General features: G+C 55.2%; 16 protein-coding genes and 1 tRNA gene. 5 read left to right on the plus strand and 12 right to left on the minus strand.

Annotated features, from left to right (window positions below; translation table 11 throughout):
* Positions 1-208 precede the first annotated feature (208 nt).
* The gene (locus ABD971_RS32360; protein WP_345327841.1) at positions 209-799 is read right to left on the minus strand and encodes a hypothetical protein; all 591 of its coding nucleotides are present in this window, start codon (positions 797-799) and stop codon (positions 209-211) included.
* A 557-nt stretch (positions 800-1,356) separates the two neighbouring features.
* Here ABD971_RS32360 and ABD971_RS32365 point away from each other — a divergent pair.
* On the plus strand, positions 1,357-1,935 hold the full coding sequence (locus ABD971_RS32365) for a platelet-activating factor acetylhydrolase IB subunit (RefSeq protein ID WP_345327842.1): 579 nt from the start codon (positions 1,357-1,359) through the stop codon (positions 1,933-1,935).
* A 17-nt stretch (positions 1,936-1,952) separates the two neighbouring features.
* On the opposite strand, the gene ABD971_RS32370 is transcribed toward ABD971_RS32365, so the two are convergent.
* On the minus strand, positions 1,953-2,345 hold the full coding sequence (locus tag ABD971_RS32370; RefSeq protein ID WP_345327843.1) for a CoA-binding protein: 393 nt from the start codon (positions 2,343-2,345) through the stop codon (positions 1,953-1,955).
* A gap of 86 nt (positions 2,346-2,431) precedes the next feature.
* On the minus strand, positions 2,432-3,400 hold the full coding sequence (locus tag ABD971_RS32375) for a Gfo/Idh/MocA family protein (protein ID WP_345327844.1): 969 nt from the start codon (positions 3,398-3,400) through the stop codon (positions 2,432-2,434).
* A 283-nt stretch (positions 3,401-3,683) separates the two neighbouring features.
* Here ABD971_RS32375 and ABD971_RS32380 point away from each other — a divergent pair, with 283 nt between their 5' ends.
* Positions 3,684-4,604 carry an RluA family pseudouridine synthase gene (locus ABD971_RS32380; protein ID WP_339942955.1) on the plus strand — a complete coding sequence of 307 codons (921 nt, stop codon included), beginning with the start codon at positions 3,684-3,686 and terminating at the stop codon, positions 4,602-4,604.
* A gap of 19 nt (positions 4,605-4,623) precedes the next feature.
* On the opposite strand, the gene ABD971_RS32385 is transcribed toward ABD971_RS32380, so the two are convergent.
* From ABD971_RS32385 to ABD971_RS32415, 7 genes are all read right to left on the minus strand, one after another.
* The gene (locus tag ABD971_RS32385; protein ID WP_345327845.1) at positions 4,624-6,753 is read right to left on the minus strand and encodes an ABC transporter permease; all 2,130 of its coding nucleotides are present in this window, start codon (positions 6,751-6,753) and stop codon (positions 4,624-4,626) included.
* Complete coding sequence (locus ABD971_RS32390; protein ID WP_345327846.1) at positions 6,750-7,769, minus strand: ABC transporter ATP-binding protein; 1,020 nt, start codon at positions 7,767-7,769, stop codon at positions 6,750-6,752. The genes ABD971_RS32385 and ABD971_RS32390 overlap by 4 nt, the downstream gene beginning before the upstream one ends.
* Positions 7,766-8,170, minus strand: a complete 405-nt coding sequence (locus tag ABD971_RS32395) for a GntR family transcriptional regulator (RefSeq protein WP_345327847.1) — start codon at positions 8,168-8,170, stop codon at positions 7,766-7,768. Before ABD971_RS32395 ends, ABD971_RS32390 begins: the two co-directional genes overlap by 4 nt.
* Positions 8,171-8,358: 188 nt before the next feature.
* The gene (locus ABD971_RS32400) at positions 8,359-9,093 is read right to left on the minus strand and encodes a metallophosphoesterase family protein (protein ID WP_339942947.1); all 735 of its coding nucleotides are present in this window, start codon (positions 9,091-9,093) and stop codon (positions 8,359-8,361) included.
* A 121-nt stretch (positions 9,094-9,214) separates the two neighbouring features.
* The gene (locus ABD971_RS32405; RefSeq protein WP_339942945.1) at positions 9,215-9,895 is read right to left on the minus strand and encodes a YqgE/AlgH family protein; all 681 of its coding nucleotides are present in this window, start codon (positions 9,893-9,895) and stop codon (positions 9,215-9,217) included.
* A gap of 240 nt (positions 9,896-10,135) precedes the next feature.
* On the minus strand, positions 10,136-11,140 hold the full coding sequence (locus ABD971_RS32410) for a ketoacyl-ACP synthase III (protein ID WP_339942943.1): 1,005 nt from the start codon (positions 11,138-11,140) through the stop codon (positions 10,136-10,138).
* Positions 11,141-11,326: 186 nt separating this feature from the next.
* Positions 11,327-11,399, minus strand: a tRNA-Gly gene (locus tag ABD971_RS32415).
* 417 nt (positions 11,400-11,816) lie between these two features.
* Between ABD971_RS32415 and tig the strand changes: the two genes are divergently transcribed.
* Positions 11,817-13,313 (plus strand): trigger factor, encoded by a 1,497-nt coding sequence (gene tig, locus ABD971_RS32420; protein WP_339942941.1) that lies wholly within the window; start codon positions 11,817-11,819, stop codon positions 13,311-13,313.
* A gap of 270 nt (positions 13,314-13,583) precedes the next feature.
* Here the strand turns inward: tig and ABD971_RS32425 are convergent, their stop codons facing one another.
* The gene (locus tag ABD971_RS32425; RefSeq protein WP_345327848.1) at positions 13,584-14,750 is read right to left on the minus strand and encodes a M20 family metallopeptidase; all 1,167 of its coding nucleotides are present in this window, start codon (positions 14,748-14,750) and stop codon (positions 13,584-13,586) included.
* A gap of 88 nt (positions 14,751-14,838) precedes the next feature.
* A complete protein-coding gene (locus ABD971_RS32430) occupies positions 14,839-16,602 on the minus strand; it encodes a hypothetical protein (protein WP_345327849.1) in 1,764 nt (587 codons plus the stop codon).
* Positions 16,603-16,994: 392 nt separating this feature from the next.
* Between ABD971_RS32430 and ABD971_RS32435 the strand changes: the two genes are divergently transcribed.
* Positions 16,995-17,783, plus strand: a complete 789-nt coding sequence (locus ABD971_RS32435) for a DUF6690 family protein (protein WP_339942938.1) — start codon at positions 16,995-16,997, stop codon at positions 17,781-17,783.
* A 341-nt stretch (positions 17,784-18,124) separates the two neighbouring features.
* Positions 18,125-18,349 carry a DUF4339 domain-containing protein gene (locus ABD971_RS32440; RefSeq protein WP_339942935.1) on the plus strand — a complete coding sequence of 75 codons (225 nt, stop codon included), beginning with the start codon at positions 18,125-18,127 and terminating at the stop codon, positions 18,347-18,349.
* Positions 18,350-18,568: the final 219 nt, after the last annotated feature.

The following is an 18,568-nucleotide window of genomic DNA, read 5'->3' on the forward strand; positions in this document are numbered from 1 at the left end:
GTTTTTCAATTCCAACTTTGCCCAGGTCTCCAAAACAGCACCTTTTTCATCAGTCCAGCCGTTGGCCCTTCCATTCATTGGTTTTCTTGGTCCCAGCCCGTTGGGCTGGGCTAGGTAAACGTCCGGGGCTTTGCCCCTAAATGCAAACTCGCAACTTCAAGGCTGTCGCGTCGCGTTGTGAAAACTGCGTAACATCAAGACGTCAGGGCTATCGCGGCGGTTGTTCGGAGCTCGATTCGAGTTCTTGTCGGTTGCTACCAAAATGGTCTTCGCAATCAGGGCACACGGTATAGCGAATCTCTGGTACCGTCTGTTCTCGATACAGTCTTAGCTTGATCGCGATGTTCTCGATTTCGAGCCAGCCGGAGGGCTCAATCAGCGATCGTTTGCAGAAGCTGCACATGGTTAGAAATGCGGCGGAGCGTTGTTGGATGGGATCCAGTAGTGCTAGTCGTCGGCTTGGCACGGCTCTCAGTAAAACGCTCTCGTAGTCCAGGTGTTGCTTGTCATGCCTGGTGATCGTTAATTGCATGTAGCGCCGCAGCGTGGGGGAATCGCAGCGAAATGGCACAGTGATCGGATTGCCTGTCACCCGCACGAAACGGTGGATTTCTTTGTACAGCTTTTGAGTCGGGGAGTCGGCAATAAAACTCCACAGCGATTTTCCGACTACGGACGCTTCATCCAAATCGAGAGAGTTGTTTTCTTTGGCAAACGCCAGCCACCATTCGTCGACGGCGACAATTGTGTCCGAAGCGTCGACACGGTAGCGATAGATATGAGAAGTTTGAGTGACCACCCTACTAATTCCCGAAACGCGTGGATCGCCAAATGGCTTAGCTCTGATCCGATTAATGGTAACACTGTTTAAGCTGATATTGCCAGGAAATCGCAGTCCGTGCCCCACTTATTGGGTGTTTCCTGCCCCCGATGGCGCAATCGAGACGTAAAGTGGTCACTAGACTTGGTCTTAGCTCGCTCGATTGCCCATTTTCGCAGCGATATTTTTCATGGATTCGCAGAATTCGCAGCAGGCAGACGAAGGTCGAGACAGCGAAGGATCGCGTGATAAATGATCGCAAGCTCTTTTGGCTGCCGGTTTTCGGAAGTAGAAAATCACCTTGCTATCACCGCGTCGTCGTTCGCGATGAACTATGATATCGCTCGATATTCCCCCTCCCCGTTTCCTCAACAATCGAGAAAATTACGATGCAAATTTGCCGTCGATCCCTTGTGAAGTCGCTGTTGCTAGCAGCCTTTCTGGCTTCCCCCGTGTCCGCTCAAGAGACGTTAGTTGAGCATGATGCGATCAGACCGGTCCCGCGCGACAGTCGCTGGATGAAACGCCACGAATCAATGAATGAACGAGTCAAGCAGGGCAATGTCGACCTTGTGTTTATTGGGGATTCAATCACCCAGGGTTGGGAAGGCCGAGGCAAGAATGTGTGGGCCAAATTCTACGGTGATCGGAACGCGGTGAATTTGGGCATCGGCGGCGATCGTACTCAACACGTGATTTGGCGACTCGATAACGGCAACCTCGAAGGCATCTCGCCCAAAGTCGCCGTGATCATGATTGGCACGAACAATTCGGGCAGCAACTCGCCTGAGCAAATCGCCGAAGGGGTGACTGCGATCGTTCGCCAACTGCAGCAAAAAACGCCTGACACCGAGATCTTGCTATTGGGTACATTCCCGCGGGGTGCGGATCCATCGGACAAAAAGCGTCAAGTGAACGAGAAGAGCAACGAGATTGTCGCGAAACTTGCAGCCGACGATAATGTTCATTACTTGGATATTGGTGAAAAGTTTCTAAGTGATGATGGAAAACTTTCCAAAGAGATCATGCCTGACCTGCTGCACCTTAGCGAGCAGGGATACACCATTTGGGCCGAATCGATCGAACCCACTGTGAAAAAGTTGATGGCTAAGTAGGTCGGCTGCGGCCGCTATCACTCGCGTGCGAGTAGGACCAGCACGCAGCTGCCGTCATCGATGACATTGATTCCGGCGTCGCGAGCCGCTTGGCTTGCTTGAGCGTCTTCGGCGCCGGGTTGCATCCAAATATTCTTAACTCCCGCTGCCACCGCATCGGCAACCACTTTCCGGGTCACTTCCGGGGGCGTGATGATCGACAGCGACTCGGGGACGAGCGGCAAATCCGCGATTCGCGGGTACGCCTTGTGTCCCTCGATCTCTTCGCTGATCGGGTTCAGTGGATAGACCTCGCGGCCTGAATCGAGCAGCGCACGAAACACCTTGTTGCCATATTTGTGCCGCCGTGCCGACGCACCGGCGACGGCATAGGTTTGGGACGAGAGGAATGATTCGATCGGTTGTGACATCAGTTTTTCCTGTGAAAAGTGCAGGTGAGAACAGGGTGCGTAGACCCCCATTGGAAAGAAGTGCTAGCGAATTAGGTGCCGGTGAATTAGGTGCCGTTAGCGTAAGCGTTGGCCATTACGATGTTGGTCTCGCGGCCTTCGTTTCCGTCAACGCGAGGGGGGCGATTGTTGCGTATCGCATCGGCGAAATCGGCAATCAAGGGTTCACAAAAATTGGCCGCTGGCGGCAACGTTTCGACGGTTACTTTGCCGTCGATCTCGATGTTCAGTTTGTCGCCGTTCAGCGGGCATGCTCTGAGTCGTCCTCGCGTACCAATAATCGTAAATTCATCAGGATCTTCGGCACCAAAATGGCATTGTAACGTTCCGATTGGTCCCCGCTGGAAACGCAGTAATACGGTCGCGGTGTCTTCGACTTCGTAGTCGGCCGCGACGGTCCCGCAAATCGATTTGACCTCTGCGATTGGCCCGAACAGGTGCAGGAAAACGTTGATGCGGTGGCTGCCGACATCCATTAACGCTCCGCCGCCACTTTCGGCCATCGCTGTTCGCCAATAGCCTTCATCGCCCGATTGCATGGCAAGCGGCGTGGCCGTGACCGCGGAAATCGCCATCGGAGTGCCGATTGCATTGCTTTTTAGCAGCGTTTCGATGCGATCGATGATGGGATAAAAACGTCGATAGTAGGCGACACCAAGTTTGACATCCGCCTTGGTGCAAGCGTCAATCATTTCGTCGCACTCGGCGACATTCATGCCCATCGGTTTTTCGACCAGGACATGTTTTCCCGAACTCGCGGCCATTCGGGTTAGAGGCAGGTGTGCTCGCACCGGCGTGGCAATATAGACGGCATCGACGTCGGCGTCGTTCATCAATTCGCGGGCATCGGTGTAGCGACGAGCGATCGAGAGCGAGTCACAGAATTCCTGCAGGCGGACGGGATCGCGGCGGCAGGCGGCTACGAGCTCGTTGCCCGGAGCGTCGAGGATGGCTTGCGCGACTCGTTTTCGCGAAACGTCGCCACATCCAATCAGTCCCCAGCGAATCGTTTTCATCAATGTCTCGTTGTTAATACGTGGTAGAAAAAAAATCGGCTTTCATTAAAAACGTGGTTCGCGGTGTCAGGCAATCCAGACATGGCGATCGAAAAGCATGGCAGTCTAAAAGCGACGGGTAAACCAGTGGTCGTTGGCTTCTTGCCATCCGTCCGAGCAGCGTCCTGGCGAAAATCGTGTTTGCCAGTGATAATACGGAGCTTGGGACGTCTGCGAAGGTGTTTTTCCATTTTTACGTCCCCAATCCGTTTCCTTGCCTTCTTGTTTTGACTCTGATTTTCCTATGCCGATTAAAACGCTTTCATTGACTGTCGACGAAGAGAAGGCGGGGCGGATCGATTTGATCGTCCGCGATTTGGCGGGGGTTTCTCGCAGCCAGGTGCGGGGGATGTTTGATCACGGTTGTGTTTCCGTGAACGGACATCCTTGCAAAGGGATTGCGGGTTCGGTGAAGGTCGGTGACGTGGTTTCTTTGCGGTTTGATCCACACCAACGCTATCGCGAAAAGAAGCGAACCTGGGACGATCGCACGTTTAGCGTCGTGTTCGAAGACGAGCACCTGATCGTGGTCGACAAGGCGGCCGGCACTTTGACGGTGCCGACGGACAATGGAGAGCCGAATTCGTTGGTCGACCGTGTCTCGATTTACCTCAGCCATTCGCGAAGCCAAAAGGAAGCGTGCGTCGTCCATCGGCTTGATCGCGAAGTCAGCGGCTTGTTGGTTTTTGGAAAGCACGAAGCGATCGCGAAGCAGCTGATCGAACAGTTCAAGCAGCGAAAGCCGCAGCGTGTCTACACCGCGATTGTGGCCGGAGTGATTGCGGACGACGAAGGAACCTATCATTCCCATCTGGCGACCGGCAGCAATTTGGATCGATACGTGACCAAGCCATCGCGTGATACCGAAACGGCGATCACGCATTTTCGCGTCGTCCGGCGGATGGCTGATACCACGTTGGTCGAAGTTCAGTTGGAAACGGGAAAGCGAAACCAGATCCGCGTTCAGTTTGCTGACGCCGGTCACCCGGTTTTGGGAGATCCTCGCTATCAAGCGAAACGAGCATCGCATCCATTTTGGGTTCGCAAACGAATCGCCTTGCACGCCCGCTCGTTGGCGTTTACCCATCCCGTGACGGGCGAGGAGGTCCAGTTCGAGTCGCCGCTGCCATCGGCAATCCAGAAATTCGTCAACGCTGCCCGCTGATCACGCTGAGGACAAAGGTTCATTTGCTTCGAGCAAATATCTCGATGCCCGATCGCGGAGGTGCTGACCAGTCGGCGTGGCAATGCGGGCACGTGGCGTCGTCCACCCGTTTCCTTTTCCCACACTGGTCGCAAACCGCAGTGGCAACTCGCGAGTGTAGCGACAGCACCGCCAACGGAACCGCGACGCCGAGCAGCGGAGCGATCGCGAGCCAGCGCAGCTGATCGCGTCGGCAAAGTGAACGCCGGCGACACGCGGCTAGCGTCAGCCCGATTGCAACCAGGATATGCAAAACAGTCGCGACGATGAGCCAACCGACATAACGTTTTGTAACATGGCTGGTGTAGGTTCCCCCATTCGCTTTCGTGCGAAACATCGATTCTGCGGCTAACGCCAACTGAACCAGCGGAGGGAGGCAGCCTTGGGCCATCGCAATCGTTGGCGAATCAGCGGGGAAATTGCCAAGCATATACTGCTTGATCTCTCCTACTTTACCGTCGGGGCCGATGCGAATGGTGACTGCGCGATAAAACCAATTGCTCTTCACTAGCAGAAACCCGTCGTCACCAAAATCAACGATTTGGCCGACCGGATTACCGGGAACTTCAAACCATATCGAGGGCAGCTGAATGGTTTGGAACTTTTCCAATTCAAGTTTCGGTATGCCAAGTCGGGTTACATGGAAATACTCGTTCCGTTGTGGTGACTTCAACCACTGCGCGACATCGGCATTGGTACTGTGGATGTGGAAAAGCGACATTTCATTTCCACTGGTTACGACGGCGGTCGGACCATGGCCTGCCAAGTCGCCAAACGAGCAAACAGCATCGATGTTCTGCAACAACAGCGGATTGGCATCGAGCGGAGCATCTTGAATTTGATAAATGCCGTTGTGGTCGACAAGAACGTCGACATAGGGAATCGCGGAATTTCCCCACAGTGATGGGTCAGACGCATCAAACGGTTGCGCGCCTGATCTTATGCCGCCACGATCAAACGATCCCGCAAGTTTAGAAGTCGATCGGTTGCTTTGGTCGCTGGAATACAGCAAGAAGTATCCGTCGCCATGATAGATCCAAGTGTAGCCATAATTCAGTTGGTTATATTGTTGGTCAGAAATCGGCTGAAAAAGCAAGTGACTATTGGAATCAGGGTCCGACGCAATTTGTGTTTCCTCGATCCAAGTAAGCCCTATACCAGCCGATATCTGATCGGCTTCGGTGGGGCGAACATAGGGCGATTCAAGTGGCGCTTCGACTGCGGCCCTCGCTTGTACCACCACGTAATCGTTGCGTTGTTTTTCAGGATCCCAACGATACTCCTCCACCGTTTGATACAGATCACCGCTTGAATCCACTCGGGTTTGCCGCACGTCACCGGGGAGCTGATAGGCAAAATCACGCGAAAACGAAAAGAAGACGAAGCTGATGATTGTCCAGGCTAAGAGCACGCTAAGAGTCAGACCAATTGCCGAAATACGACTGCCGGGGCCATCGGATGCAAGTCGCGGTGACTGGTCGCTAAGTGCCACATAGGCATGATGAGCAATCGTGAGCAACGCAGCCAAGATGACTCCGACAGGTAACATCCAGTACCCGAATGTCGTCCACGTTCCTGCAAAACAAGCAGCGAAAGCTAAGCCGACGGCCAAAGCGGCAGTCAGCAACGGCAACGGGCGGGAGCCAACCCAACGGGCCCGGCGAGAAACCATCCAGATGGTGGCAGGATAAAACGAAAACCCGGCAATCCAAATGAAAACGCCTGCAGCAAGCGATATTGGTGTTGCAGGGCGTGTCTCCGGTGCAACCGAAGCGAGCCAGCCCCATGCAATTAGCATTGGAATGGCCATCGCGAGACTATGAACCGCGATCGCGGCAAATGTTTTGGCAAAGTAAATTCGCGTCCTCGAGATTGGCTGCGAAAAGAGCAGTCCGCGGACTTCACTGCGCTGTTCGGGCAAGGTCTGCATCAACCCTATGGCAATCGCATAGAGTGCCGAAACAACCATCATGGCCGAGCTGATCTGTCGTGCCAACGGAGTCAGTAAGACGTCGCCGATCGGCAAATTTATCCACAACAAAACCGCAACGGCGATCATTGCAATGGGGAGAAAGCGAACCGCTTCACGCCACTCTTTCCAGAACATCATCGCGATCGCTCCAACGTTGAAACTAAGAAATCGTTATCGATACAGTCTTTGCCGTGGTGAGTCCGCGTCACAAACGAATGCTCTGCCCGCTCGCGTGAAAGATACGCCACTACCAAATCGTCAAGCGACGTCGTCAGTCGCTCGACATCGCCATGGGCAAGCGATTTTAACTTTTCCGCAAAATCGTTCGGCGCGTCCGCGACGCAGATCAAAACATGTTTTCCGACCATCCGGGCTTCAATGATTCCCGACGCGATCGCTTGCAATTTGGATAACAGGGCGGCGGGATCTTCGTCGGGCGACACCTCCATGGCATAGCGGTCAACTCTAATTTGGAAATCGGCAAGCGACGTGTGGATCAGCAGTCGGCCTGCGATCATGACTGCGATTTCGTCGGCAATTCGCTCCACATCGTCGATCAGGTGAGTGCTCAATAGAACGGTTCTCGGTTGGCCGTCACGAGTGGTTTGACCCGCGAAATCAATCAGCGTTTCGTTCAGCGACCGGCGGCTGACCGGGTCAAGTCCAAGAGCGGGATCGTCCATGATCAACAATTCGGGATCGGCGGCCAGGGTGGCGGCAAGGCTGACGCCAGCGCGCTGACCACGACTCAATTCGCCCGCGCGTTGCCGAGCATCGATGGCAAAGTGGGCGACAATTTCCGCGAACCGCTGTTGGTCCCAGTGGTCATTGAATGAGCGAGTGAATTTCGCAATCTCGCTGACTCGCATCCATGGGTACAAGTAGTGTCCTTCGACGAGGTAGCCGATCCGCCGACGATTCTCGGGCGATAGCGACTGTGAATCGACGCCAAGCGTTTTGCAGCGTCCGCGAGTCGGCGCTAATAACCCCATCATCATGCGAATTGATGTTGTCTTTCCCGCGCCATTTAGTCCCAGCAAAGCAGTGACTTTGCCCGCAGGAACGTCAAAATCTAATTGGTTCACGACGCAGCGAAGATCAAAGTAGCGAGTTAATCCCGTCGCTGAAATCGCCGGAGCTGCTGTATCACTCATGATGTCTTTCCTTGGGGATCACTCATCACTTTTGCGAATTGCTTCTGTACCAGCGATACCAGCTCTGGTTCGGAAAAACCCAACAGCACGGCTTCGCTGACCAAAGGGGCCACCAGGGCGTTGACGCGACGCACTCGTTCCGCTTTGGTGAAAATTTCTCGTCGCTGGACGACGAAGTAGCCGCGGCCCTGCTGGCTCTCGATCACCCCATCGCGAGTCAGTTGCGAATAAGCTTTGGCGACCGTGTTGTGATTGATCACCAATTCGTTGGCCAATCCGCGAACGCTCGGTAACGGGGCTCCGGTGCGGAGTTTTCCGCCGGCGATCGCCGCTCGAATCTGTTCGACAATCTGCCGAAAGATGGGAACGTCACTGCCGGTCGTAATTTGTATGGTTAACATCGAGCCTCTCGAACTGACCTGCTGTACCGCGACATGTAGTACAGTAGACGCAGCGTGTTGGAAAAGCAAGTTTTATTTTTGCGAGTTTTTGAGCCAGCCTAGAAACGGTTCGCCAATCGGGCGGCGAATCAACCGTGGTGATGCCACTCTAGTGTTCTGCGAACCAGCGAAATCGCAGCGAAAAAGAATTATCGCGACTTGGGTCGCTTGATCGATTGGAATTTGCTTCCCAGAAAACGGGTCGCTCTGCCGAATCGGTCCACAATCGTTCGCATCGGTGTTCGGCGTGCGTGGCCGTGGCGATCGGTTTGGATTGTTTCGCCGGTCGCGGGTTCGATCGCGGTTAGGTAGCCTCCGCCGAAGCAGTAGGTATCGATGCAAACAAAGTAGCCCGAGTCCAATACGTTGCCTCCGGGCTGAGGCGTGTGCCCGAGGAAGACGCGTTTGCCGCTGCAGTGTGGTAGCGGAAGCGGAAAGTCGAGATGCTTCCAGAACATCGTCGCTTCGTCTTGCAGCGGCATTGCGACGCTGTGCACGTAATTCGCGTGAACAAAGATTGATTCTTCGACTTCGTAAAATGCTCGAAGCGAGCGAAAGAAGTCGATGTGATCGTCGGGGATTTTTTGCAGTGAACCGCCATAGCTGGCCAGCGTCGCGTGGCCGCCGCTGTTTCGCCAAATGGTATCGTCGAGTCCTGCGGTGACCCCCATTAGCATGATCTCGTGATTGCCTCGTAGGGCGATCACGCGGCAGCGGTTTTGCAGTTCCAGGATCTGGTCGATCACATTTTTGCTGTCGGGGCCGCGGTCAATGTAATCGCCCAGGAAGATCAGTTCGTCGTCCGCAGTGGGGGCAATCGTCTCGATCAGTGACCTGAGTGCCTTGGCACATCCATGGATATCACCGATCGCAAATTGTCGCATTGAGGAGGCTCGAGGATAGGATCAATTTCAGTCATACGCTCAGGTTGGATGGCCGCTGTGAGCACCCAAATTAGAGTGATTCCGCAGCGAAAAATTCCAGCAAATCCGATCGAAACGACGCTCAATTCAAATTAGGGTCACCGAAGTGCACGCCGGGGGCCATCGAGTGGAGAATGTCGTGGCCGCATCGGCGAACTGCCAGTTCCCAGGATTTGTCTGCGTCGCCAAACAGGATATCGCTATCGGGCTTGCCGACCAACCAGCCTCCGACTCGCATCTCTTCGTCGAGCTGTTGGGGGCCCCAGCCGCTGTAGTTGGCAATGTACCGCACCTTGGCATCACGGCGATGGAGCAGGATTCGCAGGTGGTCGTCGTCGCCGGTGATCCAGGCGGGCGGATTCCCCAGGTCGATCGACATGCTTCCGAATGGGTCGGCGGGGTGGTCTTCGATCGTAAACTTGGCTCCGCCGGTGACCGATTCTCCGGGGCCCAGCGGCGCACCCGGATCGGCCAACGAGACGGGGCCGCAGGGATCGCCGATCCCGGCTAGGTTGTGCAGTGCAAGCAGCGGGCCTTCGACGGGGCCGCCCCGGTAAATAAAGTCGTCCTCGCGAGGCTCGCCTCCTGCGGTGGTGCTCAGTGCCACGACGTCTCGAAACCGGTTCTCGGTGGGCCGATTGATCGCAAGTCCAAAGGCGCCCTCGGGATCATGCCGAACGATAAAAATGACCGAACGGAGGAAATTTCCATCGCCCAAATACGGTGACGCAATCAGCAGTCGCCCTGAAAGATTTTCTGGCATCGTGGATTTCTCCGTTTTGCGACAAGCGAGCAGGTCGCAAGGGTATTGAAAAAAACGGGCATTTCACGGCCCCCAGCTGAGGATGCAGGCATTGGTGCAGCGCTGGCAAGTTGCCCCGCTAATAGCATCGGGGGGTAGCGGTGTTGAGCTTGGCAAATTCAGTGGCTTGGCGAAAGCGTCTGGCCGCAGTGTGTCAGTCGAGATGCGTTTGCCGTGGCTCCCCCTCCCTCACTTGTCATTTTAGGCCGAGTAGACGTCTCGCCAAAGCCCGCCGGCCCAAGACAATCCCACTCCGAATCCTACCAGCATATTAACCGATTCTGGTTTCAATTCGCCGCGACTTCGTAGTCGATCGATCAAAATCGGCAAGGTTGACGAGACGGTGTTGCCCACATCGGCAAGTTCGATCGGGATTCGTTCGGGGGCGACGTCCATACGCCCGCGAAGTTGGTCGAGCATTTTCCAGGTCGCTTGGTGCATCAAATAGCGATCGATATCGGCATCGGTCAGCCCGTTGTCGGACAAGATTTCTGCGATCAATCGCGGAACCGCTTCGACAGTAAAATTGATCAGACTCGGGCCGTCCATATAGAGGCGGCTTTTCCAGCGTTTGCGGTGTCGTGGCTTGATCGCGTCTTCGCTTGGCCGGCTGCCGCCGTCACCGACAATCAGCATATCTCCGCCGCTGCCATCGCTACCAAACTGGAAGCCCCACAGCGATTTTTCCTCGCTGGCGGTCACCAATGTTGCTGCTGCACCGTCGCCAAAGATCGTTCGCAGGCTGCGATCATCGGCGTCGATATACTTGCTGTACGTTTCCGCCGTCAGCAGAAGGATGTTTTTGGCAACTCCGCTTTGGATCAGTCCGTCGGCCATCGCCAGGCCGTAAACAAAGCCGCTGCAGCCCAGATTGAAATCGAGGGCGCCGCAGCGAGTGGGCAAGCCGAGCCGATCTTGGATCAGACAGCAGGTGGTTGGCAGCGGGTAATCCGGCGTCTGCGTGCAGAGCATCACGAAGTCGATTGATTGGGGATCAATCGCATGTTCGGAAAAAAGTTTCGTGGCTGCTTGGATGGCTAGGTCGCTGGCGGTTTCCTTGGGCTCGGCGATATGCCGTTGATGGATACCGGTTTTTTCAGCGATCAGAGCGATGTCCCAATTGGGGAAATCGGCTTGAAGTTGTTCGTTCGTTTCGACTCGCGAAGGCAAGTGAACAGCGATCGGACCAAGTTGAGCATGCGGCACTGCGAAGGATCCACGAATGGCCGAAGGGGGAGTTGCGAGGCAAAGAAAAAAAGATAGCGGCAATCACGATAACATGAAAGTCGCCACCCGCATGAAAACTCGGATGGAAGAATCGAGTTTTAGGGGGCTTTGCGAAACGCGAAAGCAAGTGAGGGAAGATTCCACTCACGTGAAAGAAAAAGAAAGAGCGGCTGATGGGATTCGAACCCACGACAATCACGTTGGCAACGTGATGCTCTGCCAACTGAGCTACAGCCGCAAAACTTTCGACGCCAGCCAAGTTATCGATTGCAGTTTAATGTTGCAAGGTCACTCGGCGGCACTTTTTTTGTGAGGCAAAACCAACTGGCTTTGCCATCAACAGGAGCGGATTGTAGGTCTCGATCGAATTCGTTCAAGCCCAATTTGTGAAGACTTTAAAAATTGTTTTGCCGAGCGGGGATTCGGGGCCACAGGGGCGAGCGGCAGCGGGCTCATTCGAGGGTGATACGATCCCCACGGAAGCAACTTCATATTCTTCTGATTTTCCCCCATTTCCACCAAGCACCCTGACACGGTACACTACCGGGCTTGATTTATAGAAACGATGAGGCGCAGCGATCCGATGGTCGGTTTTCCTGTTTCGCCCTCACGTGCCATACGATGACGCCGTAAAGACGAGAGGTCTTACCGAAGGATGTCCACCTCCACTGAACCCGAAACAACGGAAGTTCCGGAAGAAAAGAAAACGATCCAACTGCAATCGACAGTTGAGAGCCCTTCGCCATGCGTTCGCCAGGTGATTGTGACGATCCCTCACGCTGAAGTTGAGCGGTACCTCAAAGACGCATACGACGAAATTGTGCCGGAAGCCTCCGTGCCCGGTTTTCGTGCGGGACGCGCGCCGCGAAAGTTGGTCGAAAAGCAATTCCGTGACCGTGTTCGCGAACAAGTGAAGGGCGCCCTGTTGATGGATTCGCTCTCGCAAGTGAGCGACAAAGAAGAGTTTTCCGCAATCGGCGAACCTGAGTTCGACTTCGAATCGATCGAATTGCCCGAAGACGATGGGGATTTCAAGTATCAATTCACTGTCGAGGTTCGTCCCGACTTTGAAACTCCGACTTGGAAGGGCCTCAAGCTCTCTAAGCCTGTCGAAGAAATCACCGATGCCGATGTCGATGAGTCGCTGCAACGTGTCTTGGGACGTTACGCCACGCTCGAAGCCACTGACGAAGCGGCAGCGATGGGCGACAAGTTGGTCGTGACGATTAAGTTCACCGAAAACGGCAAGCTGCTCAGCGAACTCGAAGAAGAACGAGTGACACTTAACAGTCGCCTCAGCTTCTCGGATGGTGTGATCGAAGATTTCGGCACGCTGATGACCGGTGCAATCGAAGGCGATACACGCACAGGCAAGGCTAAGATCAGCGACGGTGTTAGCAACGAAGAGACTCGTGGTAAAGAAATCGATGCTGAAATCCAAGTGATTGAAGTATTGAAATCGGAATTGCCAAAGCTGACTCCAAGCTTCTTGGAAGAGCTGGGTGATTTTGAATCCGAGCAAGAGCTTCGCGATTTCGTTCGTGATTCGCTGACTCGCCAAGCCGATTACCGCACCCAACAAGCACTTCGCCAATCGGTCGTCGATGCGTTGGCGGGTAACGCCGACTTTGAACTTCCAAAGTCTTTGGTTCAGCGTCAAACGCAACGTGAATTGCAACGTAAGGTGCTTGAGCTACGTCGTAGCGGATTCGATGAAGACAACATTCGTCGCTTCGTCAACGCTTCGCGTCAAAATGCTCAAGCGTCGACCGAAGCTGCACTTCGCGAACACTTCATCTTGGAAAAGATCGCCGAAGAAGCCGAGCTCGATGCGGAAGCTGCGGATTACGATGCCGAAGTCGCATTGATCGCTCAACAAAGCGATTCGCCAGAACGAAAAGTTCGTGCTCGCCTCGAAAAGAGCGGTCAAATGGACGCGCTTCGCAATCAAATCGTTGAGCGTAAGGTGATCGAAATGATCGTCGAAGCTGGCGAAATCAGCGAAGAAAAAGTGGAAAAGACCAAGGGTGACGACGACCAAGAGTTCGCCGTTTATCACAACATCTTGCCGACTCGTGATGACGACGCGATTCCTGCGGCCAAGTACGAAGACAACGCGCCAAAGGATGCAGAAAAGAAAGAAAAGGAATAGTTCCTTTTTGATCGGCTCGCTTCAATCATTCGACTGCCCGTTTCCACTTCTCTGTGGAAACGGGCAGTTTTTTTTTGCATTAGGCGAGGCGTCGCCCGCGAGCAGCGTGAAAAACGTTCGGATTAGACCGGGCGGCTTGTGCCGCGAGCGCTACGAAGAAAAACGTGGGGTGCCAGCGTCCATGTTCTGGCTCGCGAAATTCAAACCCCCTCGTCAGAAGCCGCTTTCATCGGACGCTGAGGCGACCGTTCGTCAAACACTAATGCGAATCTAGCACCACTGCGTAATGGCTCGGCGATACAGGTCGGTGCCTTTTTCGAGTTGTTCGATCGAAATCCATTCGTCTGCCGTGTGCGCCTGGGCAATATTGCCTGGCCCACACACCAACCGCTGATTCAATTCACCGAACAGACCGCCATCGGTGGCATAGCACTTTGTCGTGGGGACCGCACCCGCTAATTCGCACATCGTTTGGATGCACGGGGCGTTGGCATCGACCCAAATCGGATCGCAACCGATAAGGGGTTGGAATTCGAGTCCAAGTGATTGAGCGTGTCGCTGCGCTTCGTCGATCAAATCGCTGCCATCGATCTCGGGCATAGTCCGTAGACTGACCCACGCTTCACTTTTCGGTGCGGTGATGTTGATCGCGGTACCGTGATCGGTGAATCCGAAATTCCAGGATAACGTGGGCGGATCAAATCGGAGGTCCCGATAGCGTGGTTCGGTCAGCGTTCGCTCGTTCAGCTCCGCGATCTTTTGCAGCATCGGTACCATGGCGACATTCGCGTTGACGCCTTCGGCAGTACTGCTGTGGGCCGCTCGGCCGCGGCTGAGGATGCGGAATCCGGTAATGCCTTTGTGGGCATGTACCACGCCAAGTTCCGTAGGTTCTCCGATGATCGCCACCGGCTGTGCTGCTACGATTTCACGATACGCGGTCGAAGACTCAACAAGATGCCTCGCTCCTTGAAAACCCGTTTCCTCGTCGGCGGTGCAGACGACCCACAGCGGATGCTGCTGCGATGCTTGAGGGACCTGTTTGACTGCGGCCAAAAATGCAACAAGGGAACCTTTCATGTCACACGCGCCGCGTCCATACACGCGGTCGTTCGCAAGGGTCGCGGTAAACGCATCCCCAGGCGAATCGGGGTTCGGGCCGACCCAATTTTGGGCTGGGACCACATCGGTGTGGCAGAAATAGGCCAAGCCAGCGGCGGAGGAGTCGCTGGGTTCCACAGGCATTCGTTTGGCGACGATGTTGGCTTTACGAATTCCCTTGCTATCGACGTAGGTGGTTCGTTCCGTTTCGAATCCGAGTGACCGCAAAAGGGTGTCGACATATTCAGAAATGTCGACATTGCTAGCCGAGCTAACCGAAGGAAAGGCGATCAAACGCGATAGGGTATCGAGGGCTTCGCGAGTTGCGTTTTTCATGATGCAGGGGTGAAGGTAACTTCGGTTGCCGTAAACGCCGTCATTTGTCGATGTTTTGGAGTGCGGACGCAAGGGCTGTTTGCGGCGGCTAGGGTTTCAGCACGTCGCGAAGCGCTTCGGCGATGCGTTTGGGATTCGCTCCTTCGACTTCAGCCGAAAATGTTTCGAGTTTTTCGATGGCATCTTGGCGATGGATGTCGGTCGATTTTGGTGCAATGGCTTGATAGACCGCCTGGGCCGCAATCGCGGTAGGATCGCCCTCGTTGAGGGCAAATGAAGCGAGTTTGTCGGCGAGTCGCGGCGGTAATTCGTCAAAGGTGTATTCTTTGATCGTTGCATTGAAGCGAATCACCAGCTGGTCGGGACCTTTTTCGACAACGATCACGCGGAGCGTTTCGGTGAGCTCGAAATCGCTGCCGGTCTGCAACGTTGCCACGCCTCTTTCGATGGCGCCGCGATAGTAGGTTGCCAGATCAGCGGTCTCGAACAATGGCTCGGCCCGCGGTTTCTGCTCTTTGCTCAGCGGGGCATCGGCTGCGGCATCGTGCACCGCCCGCAATTGGTTCCAGTCGGCGGTCTTGATTGCCGTACGCGCCTTCGTGATCAACGCCTCGGTCTCGGCAATCATCTCGTTGCTCATCGTCTCGGCCGGCGTCGTCTCGACCGGCGTCATCTCGACCGGCGTCATCTCGGGGGCGTCGATCGGTGCTGTCAGCATCGGATCGGCAGAGGGATTGCTGGAGGAATCCGAAGTGGTCATTTCCGCTGGAATTTCGGCGGCAGGTTGGGCCACCATCGGCTCGGGCTGAGCAGGTTCGGGCTCCGTCGGCATGGACTCATTCGGCATCGGCTGATTCGGCATCGATTCAGTCGGCATCGATTCAGTCGGCATCGATTCAGTCGGTTGGGGCTGCTCGGTGCTCGGGTTTGAGTTCTGGGGGCGCCGGGTACTTCCGTCTGCGGGACGATTCGAGCCGAGGCTGCCCATAATGGGGTCGACCGGACGAGAGCTGACGCGTCCACCGGATGCTGCGGTCGCAGTCGCATTGTTCCCCGATCCGGCGGGGGTGGTCGACAAGGTAAAGCTGCCGTCTTTGGCTGTGATGGCGATGCTTCCTGGTTTTGACATCACCACCCAAACGAGAGCGCCAACCATCGCGAGGATCGCGGCGGCGCAGCCAAGGAAGACAAACAGGCCCGCCAGCGATTTACGCCGCCGTTTCGTCGGTTTCTTTTTCTTGATGGCAATCGGCGCCGCGGCCGTCACAGACGCGGGGGCCTCGGCAAACGTGGGCATTGGCGTGCCGGACGCTGGGGCCGAAACCGCAGGGATTGGGGCCGCAGCAATCTGGGGTGCGGGTACCGGAGCGGCGGGGGTTTGGGGAGGCTGTGTTTGGGAGGATGGAGGCATCTGCGGCGCCAGCGGATTGCCTTGAGGCAGCACGGCGGCAAGCGGATCCGTTTTCGGCAGCAAACCGGCGAGCGGGTCAGGATTGGTCGAGACGCCCGGGGGGGGCGGCACTGCAGCCGGTGCCGAAGCGGGCGGTACCGTGTTCTGTGGCGTGCCAGCGTCTCCGAAATCAATCACGCCGAAGCGAACGTCCAGTGCCTTCTTTTTGGCCGGATCGAGCAAGATGTCGCGAGATTGTTGGACCCATTTCGCTGCCTGTTTCCACACCGCTGGGTCCGCATTCGCTTTTGCACTTTGCAGTTTTTGGATTGTTTTCTTGATGGCGACGACAATCACCTGCGAATCTTGCTCGCCGCCGGTCAGCCCAAAGACTTGATACGGATGCGGATTCTTCGTTTCTGCAGCGACAGGTAATAGGTCCGATATTTCAGTTGCCGACATTCGTCATGGTCCGGTGGAGGTTGGGGCGGGTGCTGGCAGCAGGATTAGGGGAGGACATCTGCGAAAAACGGCAGTCGTGAGCATCCAAGTTGGGGATGCTGCAGCCACCGTCTAGTTTAATCAATCCAGGGGAAGTGACGAAAGCTTGGCTGGTCAGGTTCCGCAATGTCGGCTTGATTTGGGCGTTTTCTCACGTCGACGCACGTTATTTCCCACCCGATCTGGTTTATTCGGGACGTAGCGATCAAATCGATCGTAACCATTGGCAATAACATGCGGGATACGCAAGAGATCGGTTCTTTCGGAAACAAACCAGCCGAGATTGGACGATACCAGACCGTGGACCTGTGAAGCTACCTTTCCTTTTCAACGGCAATTCTATGTTTCCGATCATGCGAATTCGAACCGCCGCCGCGATCGCTGCGCTCGTGGGAGGCCCCTACGTCGTCTCGGAAACGGATATGGGGCAGAAAACCGTCTCTTCAATCAAGCGTCAATTCGAGACCACCGAGGCCGCGATCAGTTCGGGGGACTCGGTCTTGTCGAGCTCATCGGATTACGCGGTGCACTCGCACTACGAAGTCGAGCAGTTGCGTCGCAGTGGCGAGGCACGCTACCGCTACGACCACGAACTCGCTCGTAAACTTGGCGCGATTCCCGCCAAGCCCGAAAACGAGCCGAATCTTGTGGGGACCACCGTCCAGGATCTTCGCGAAGTGATTCGCTTTGATATCAACCCTGAATGGATCATCAACCGCTTCTCACGCGTAACGACGGTGTTGGCGGATATGAAGATGGAAGGGCTGCGAGTGCCCATCGTCACCGGAACGCAAGCCGATGATTTGGCGGGGACGCTGACTTATTACTTTGACACCAGCGGCAAGGTCCAGCGAATTACGGTTCATGGGTTTACCGGAGACCCTAGCAAAATGGCGGCGATCATGACCGAGCATTACGGTTTATCTCGCGAGCCCTCGCTCGAAGCCGGCGTGTTTACGCGTCGCTGGAACGGTTTGCCGGTTCACTTTTTGCGGCTGACTCATGCCCCGATCGTGTATAGCGATGCCATTCACCAAAAATACACGGTCTTTGTGGAACTCAATCAACCCAATCTAGCGTACGGCATCAGTCCCGAAGCCCAGCGAATCGTCAATGCGGATCACTACAGCGGTCGCTGGTAGCCCCTTTCCTCGCCTTCTCTGTACCTCCCCCCCGCTCGAGCCCCTCTCGCAGGTGTGCTTGCCCAGCGTTATTGAGCGATCTGTTTTGAACCGAGGGGCTGTGATTTTTTCCCTCAAAGTGGCTGGTTTGCTGGCAGCCAGTTTGCCAGCCCCGTACAATAACTCCAGTCAGTGCGCATGATTTGCGCGGATCTTGCAGAAAAGATTGACCGGGGATTTTTTTCGCTCGTCGCAATGTTGGCGAAGCATCGAAAGCCCGGCCATTTTTCAGGCAAGATTTTGGGGCGGAAAAATCGGCAACGGGATTGTTGCTGGGGCAATCGTAAAGATGAGGTGAACGCATGGGTGCGGGATGGTACTACATCACAAGTGGTTGGCTACGTAAAACGCGACGAATGGGGCCGATTTCGGAGGCGGATTTGCTTCATCTAATTGATGAAGGGAAAATCGTCCCAGAAACGCTGTTGTTAAGTAGTAAAACCAAAGGCAAATGGGTTCCGATGAATTCGATTGCTCCGGCAATCCAACGTTGGAATGAATCTCATTCCAAAGCGTCCTCGGATTAGAGTCCCTTCGATTCAATGCGCGTACAAATCACTACGCGTACAATCCCAGAGGGAAGTTCGGGTTTCACACGCTGCCCATCTAAGCTGTCGATCCAATTTCGTGTCTAATCGAGGGATCGCCGATCGCTGCGGGGCGTGGCTGGGCATTGCGCTGAAGCCGACGCGAACGCGGTAAGGCTCACGCGGACGCGCTGAAGCCAATGCGGACGCACTGAAGCC

It is taken from the genome of Novipirellula rosea, from assembly GCF_039541335.1.
Classification (GTDB): Bacteria; Planctomycetota; Planctomycetia; order Pirellulales; family Pirellulaceae; genus Novipirellula; species Novipirellula rosea.

Coding starts and splice junctions, on each gene's coding strand:
- ABD971_RS32365 (WP_345327842.1), top strand. CDS start 1,357: ATGAATGAACGAGTCAAGCAGGGCAATGTCGACCTTGTGTTTATTGGG.
- ABD971_RS32370 (WP_345327843.1), bottom strand. CDS start 2,345: ATGTCACAACCGATCGAATCATTCCTCTCGTCCCAAACCTATGCCGTC.
- ABD971_RS32375 (WP_345327844.1), bottom strand. CDS start 3,400: ATGAAAACGATTCGCTGGGGACTGATTGGATGTGGCGACGTTTCGCGA.
- ABD971_RS32380 (WP_339942955.1), top strand. CDS start 3,684: ATGCCGATTAAAACGCTTTCATTGACTGTCGACGAAGAGAAGGCGGGG.
- ABD971_RS32385 (WP_345327845.1), bottom strand. CDS start 6,753: ATGATGTTCTGGAAAGAGTGGCGTGAAGCGGTTCGCTTTCTCCCCATT.
- ABD971_RS32390 (WP_345327846.1), bottom strand. CDS start 7,769: ATGAGTGATACAGCAGCTCCGGCGATTTCAGCGACGGGATTAACTCGC.
- ABD971_RS32395 (WP_345327847.1), bottom strand. CDS start 8,170: ATGTTAACCATACAAATTACGACCGGCAGTGACGTTCCCATCTTTCGG.
- ABD971_RS32400 (WP_339942947.1), bottom strand. CDS start 9,093: ATGCGACAATTTGCGATCGGTGATATCCATGGATGTGCCAAGGCACTC.
- ABD971_RS32405 (WP_339942945.1), bottom strand. CDS start 9,895: ATGCCAGAAAATCTTTCAGGGCGACTGCTGATTGCGTCACCGTATTTG.
- tig (WP_339942941.1), top strand. CDS start 11,817: ATGTCCACCTCCACTGAACCCGAAACAACGGAAGTTCCGGAAGAAAAG.
- ABD971_RS32425 (WP_345327848.1), bottom strand. CDS start 14,750: ATGAAAAACGCAACTCGCGAAGCCCTCGATACCCTATCGCGTTTGATC.
- ABD971_RS32430 (WP_345327849.1), bottom strand. CDS start 16,602: ATGTCGGCAACTGAAATATCGGACCTATTACCTGTCGCTGCAGAAACG.
- ABD971_RS32435 (WP_339942938.1), top strand. CDS start 16,995: ATGCGAATTCGAACCGCCGCCGCGATCGCTGCGCTCGTGGGAGGCCCC.
- ABD971_RS32440 (WP_339942935.1), top strand. CDS start 18,125: ATGGGTGCGGGATGGTACTACATCACAAGTGGTTGGCTACGTAAAACG.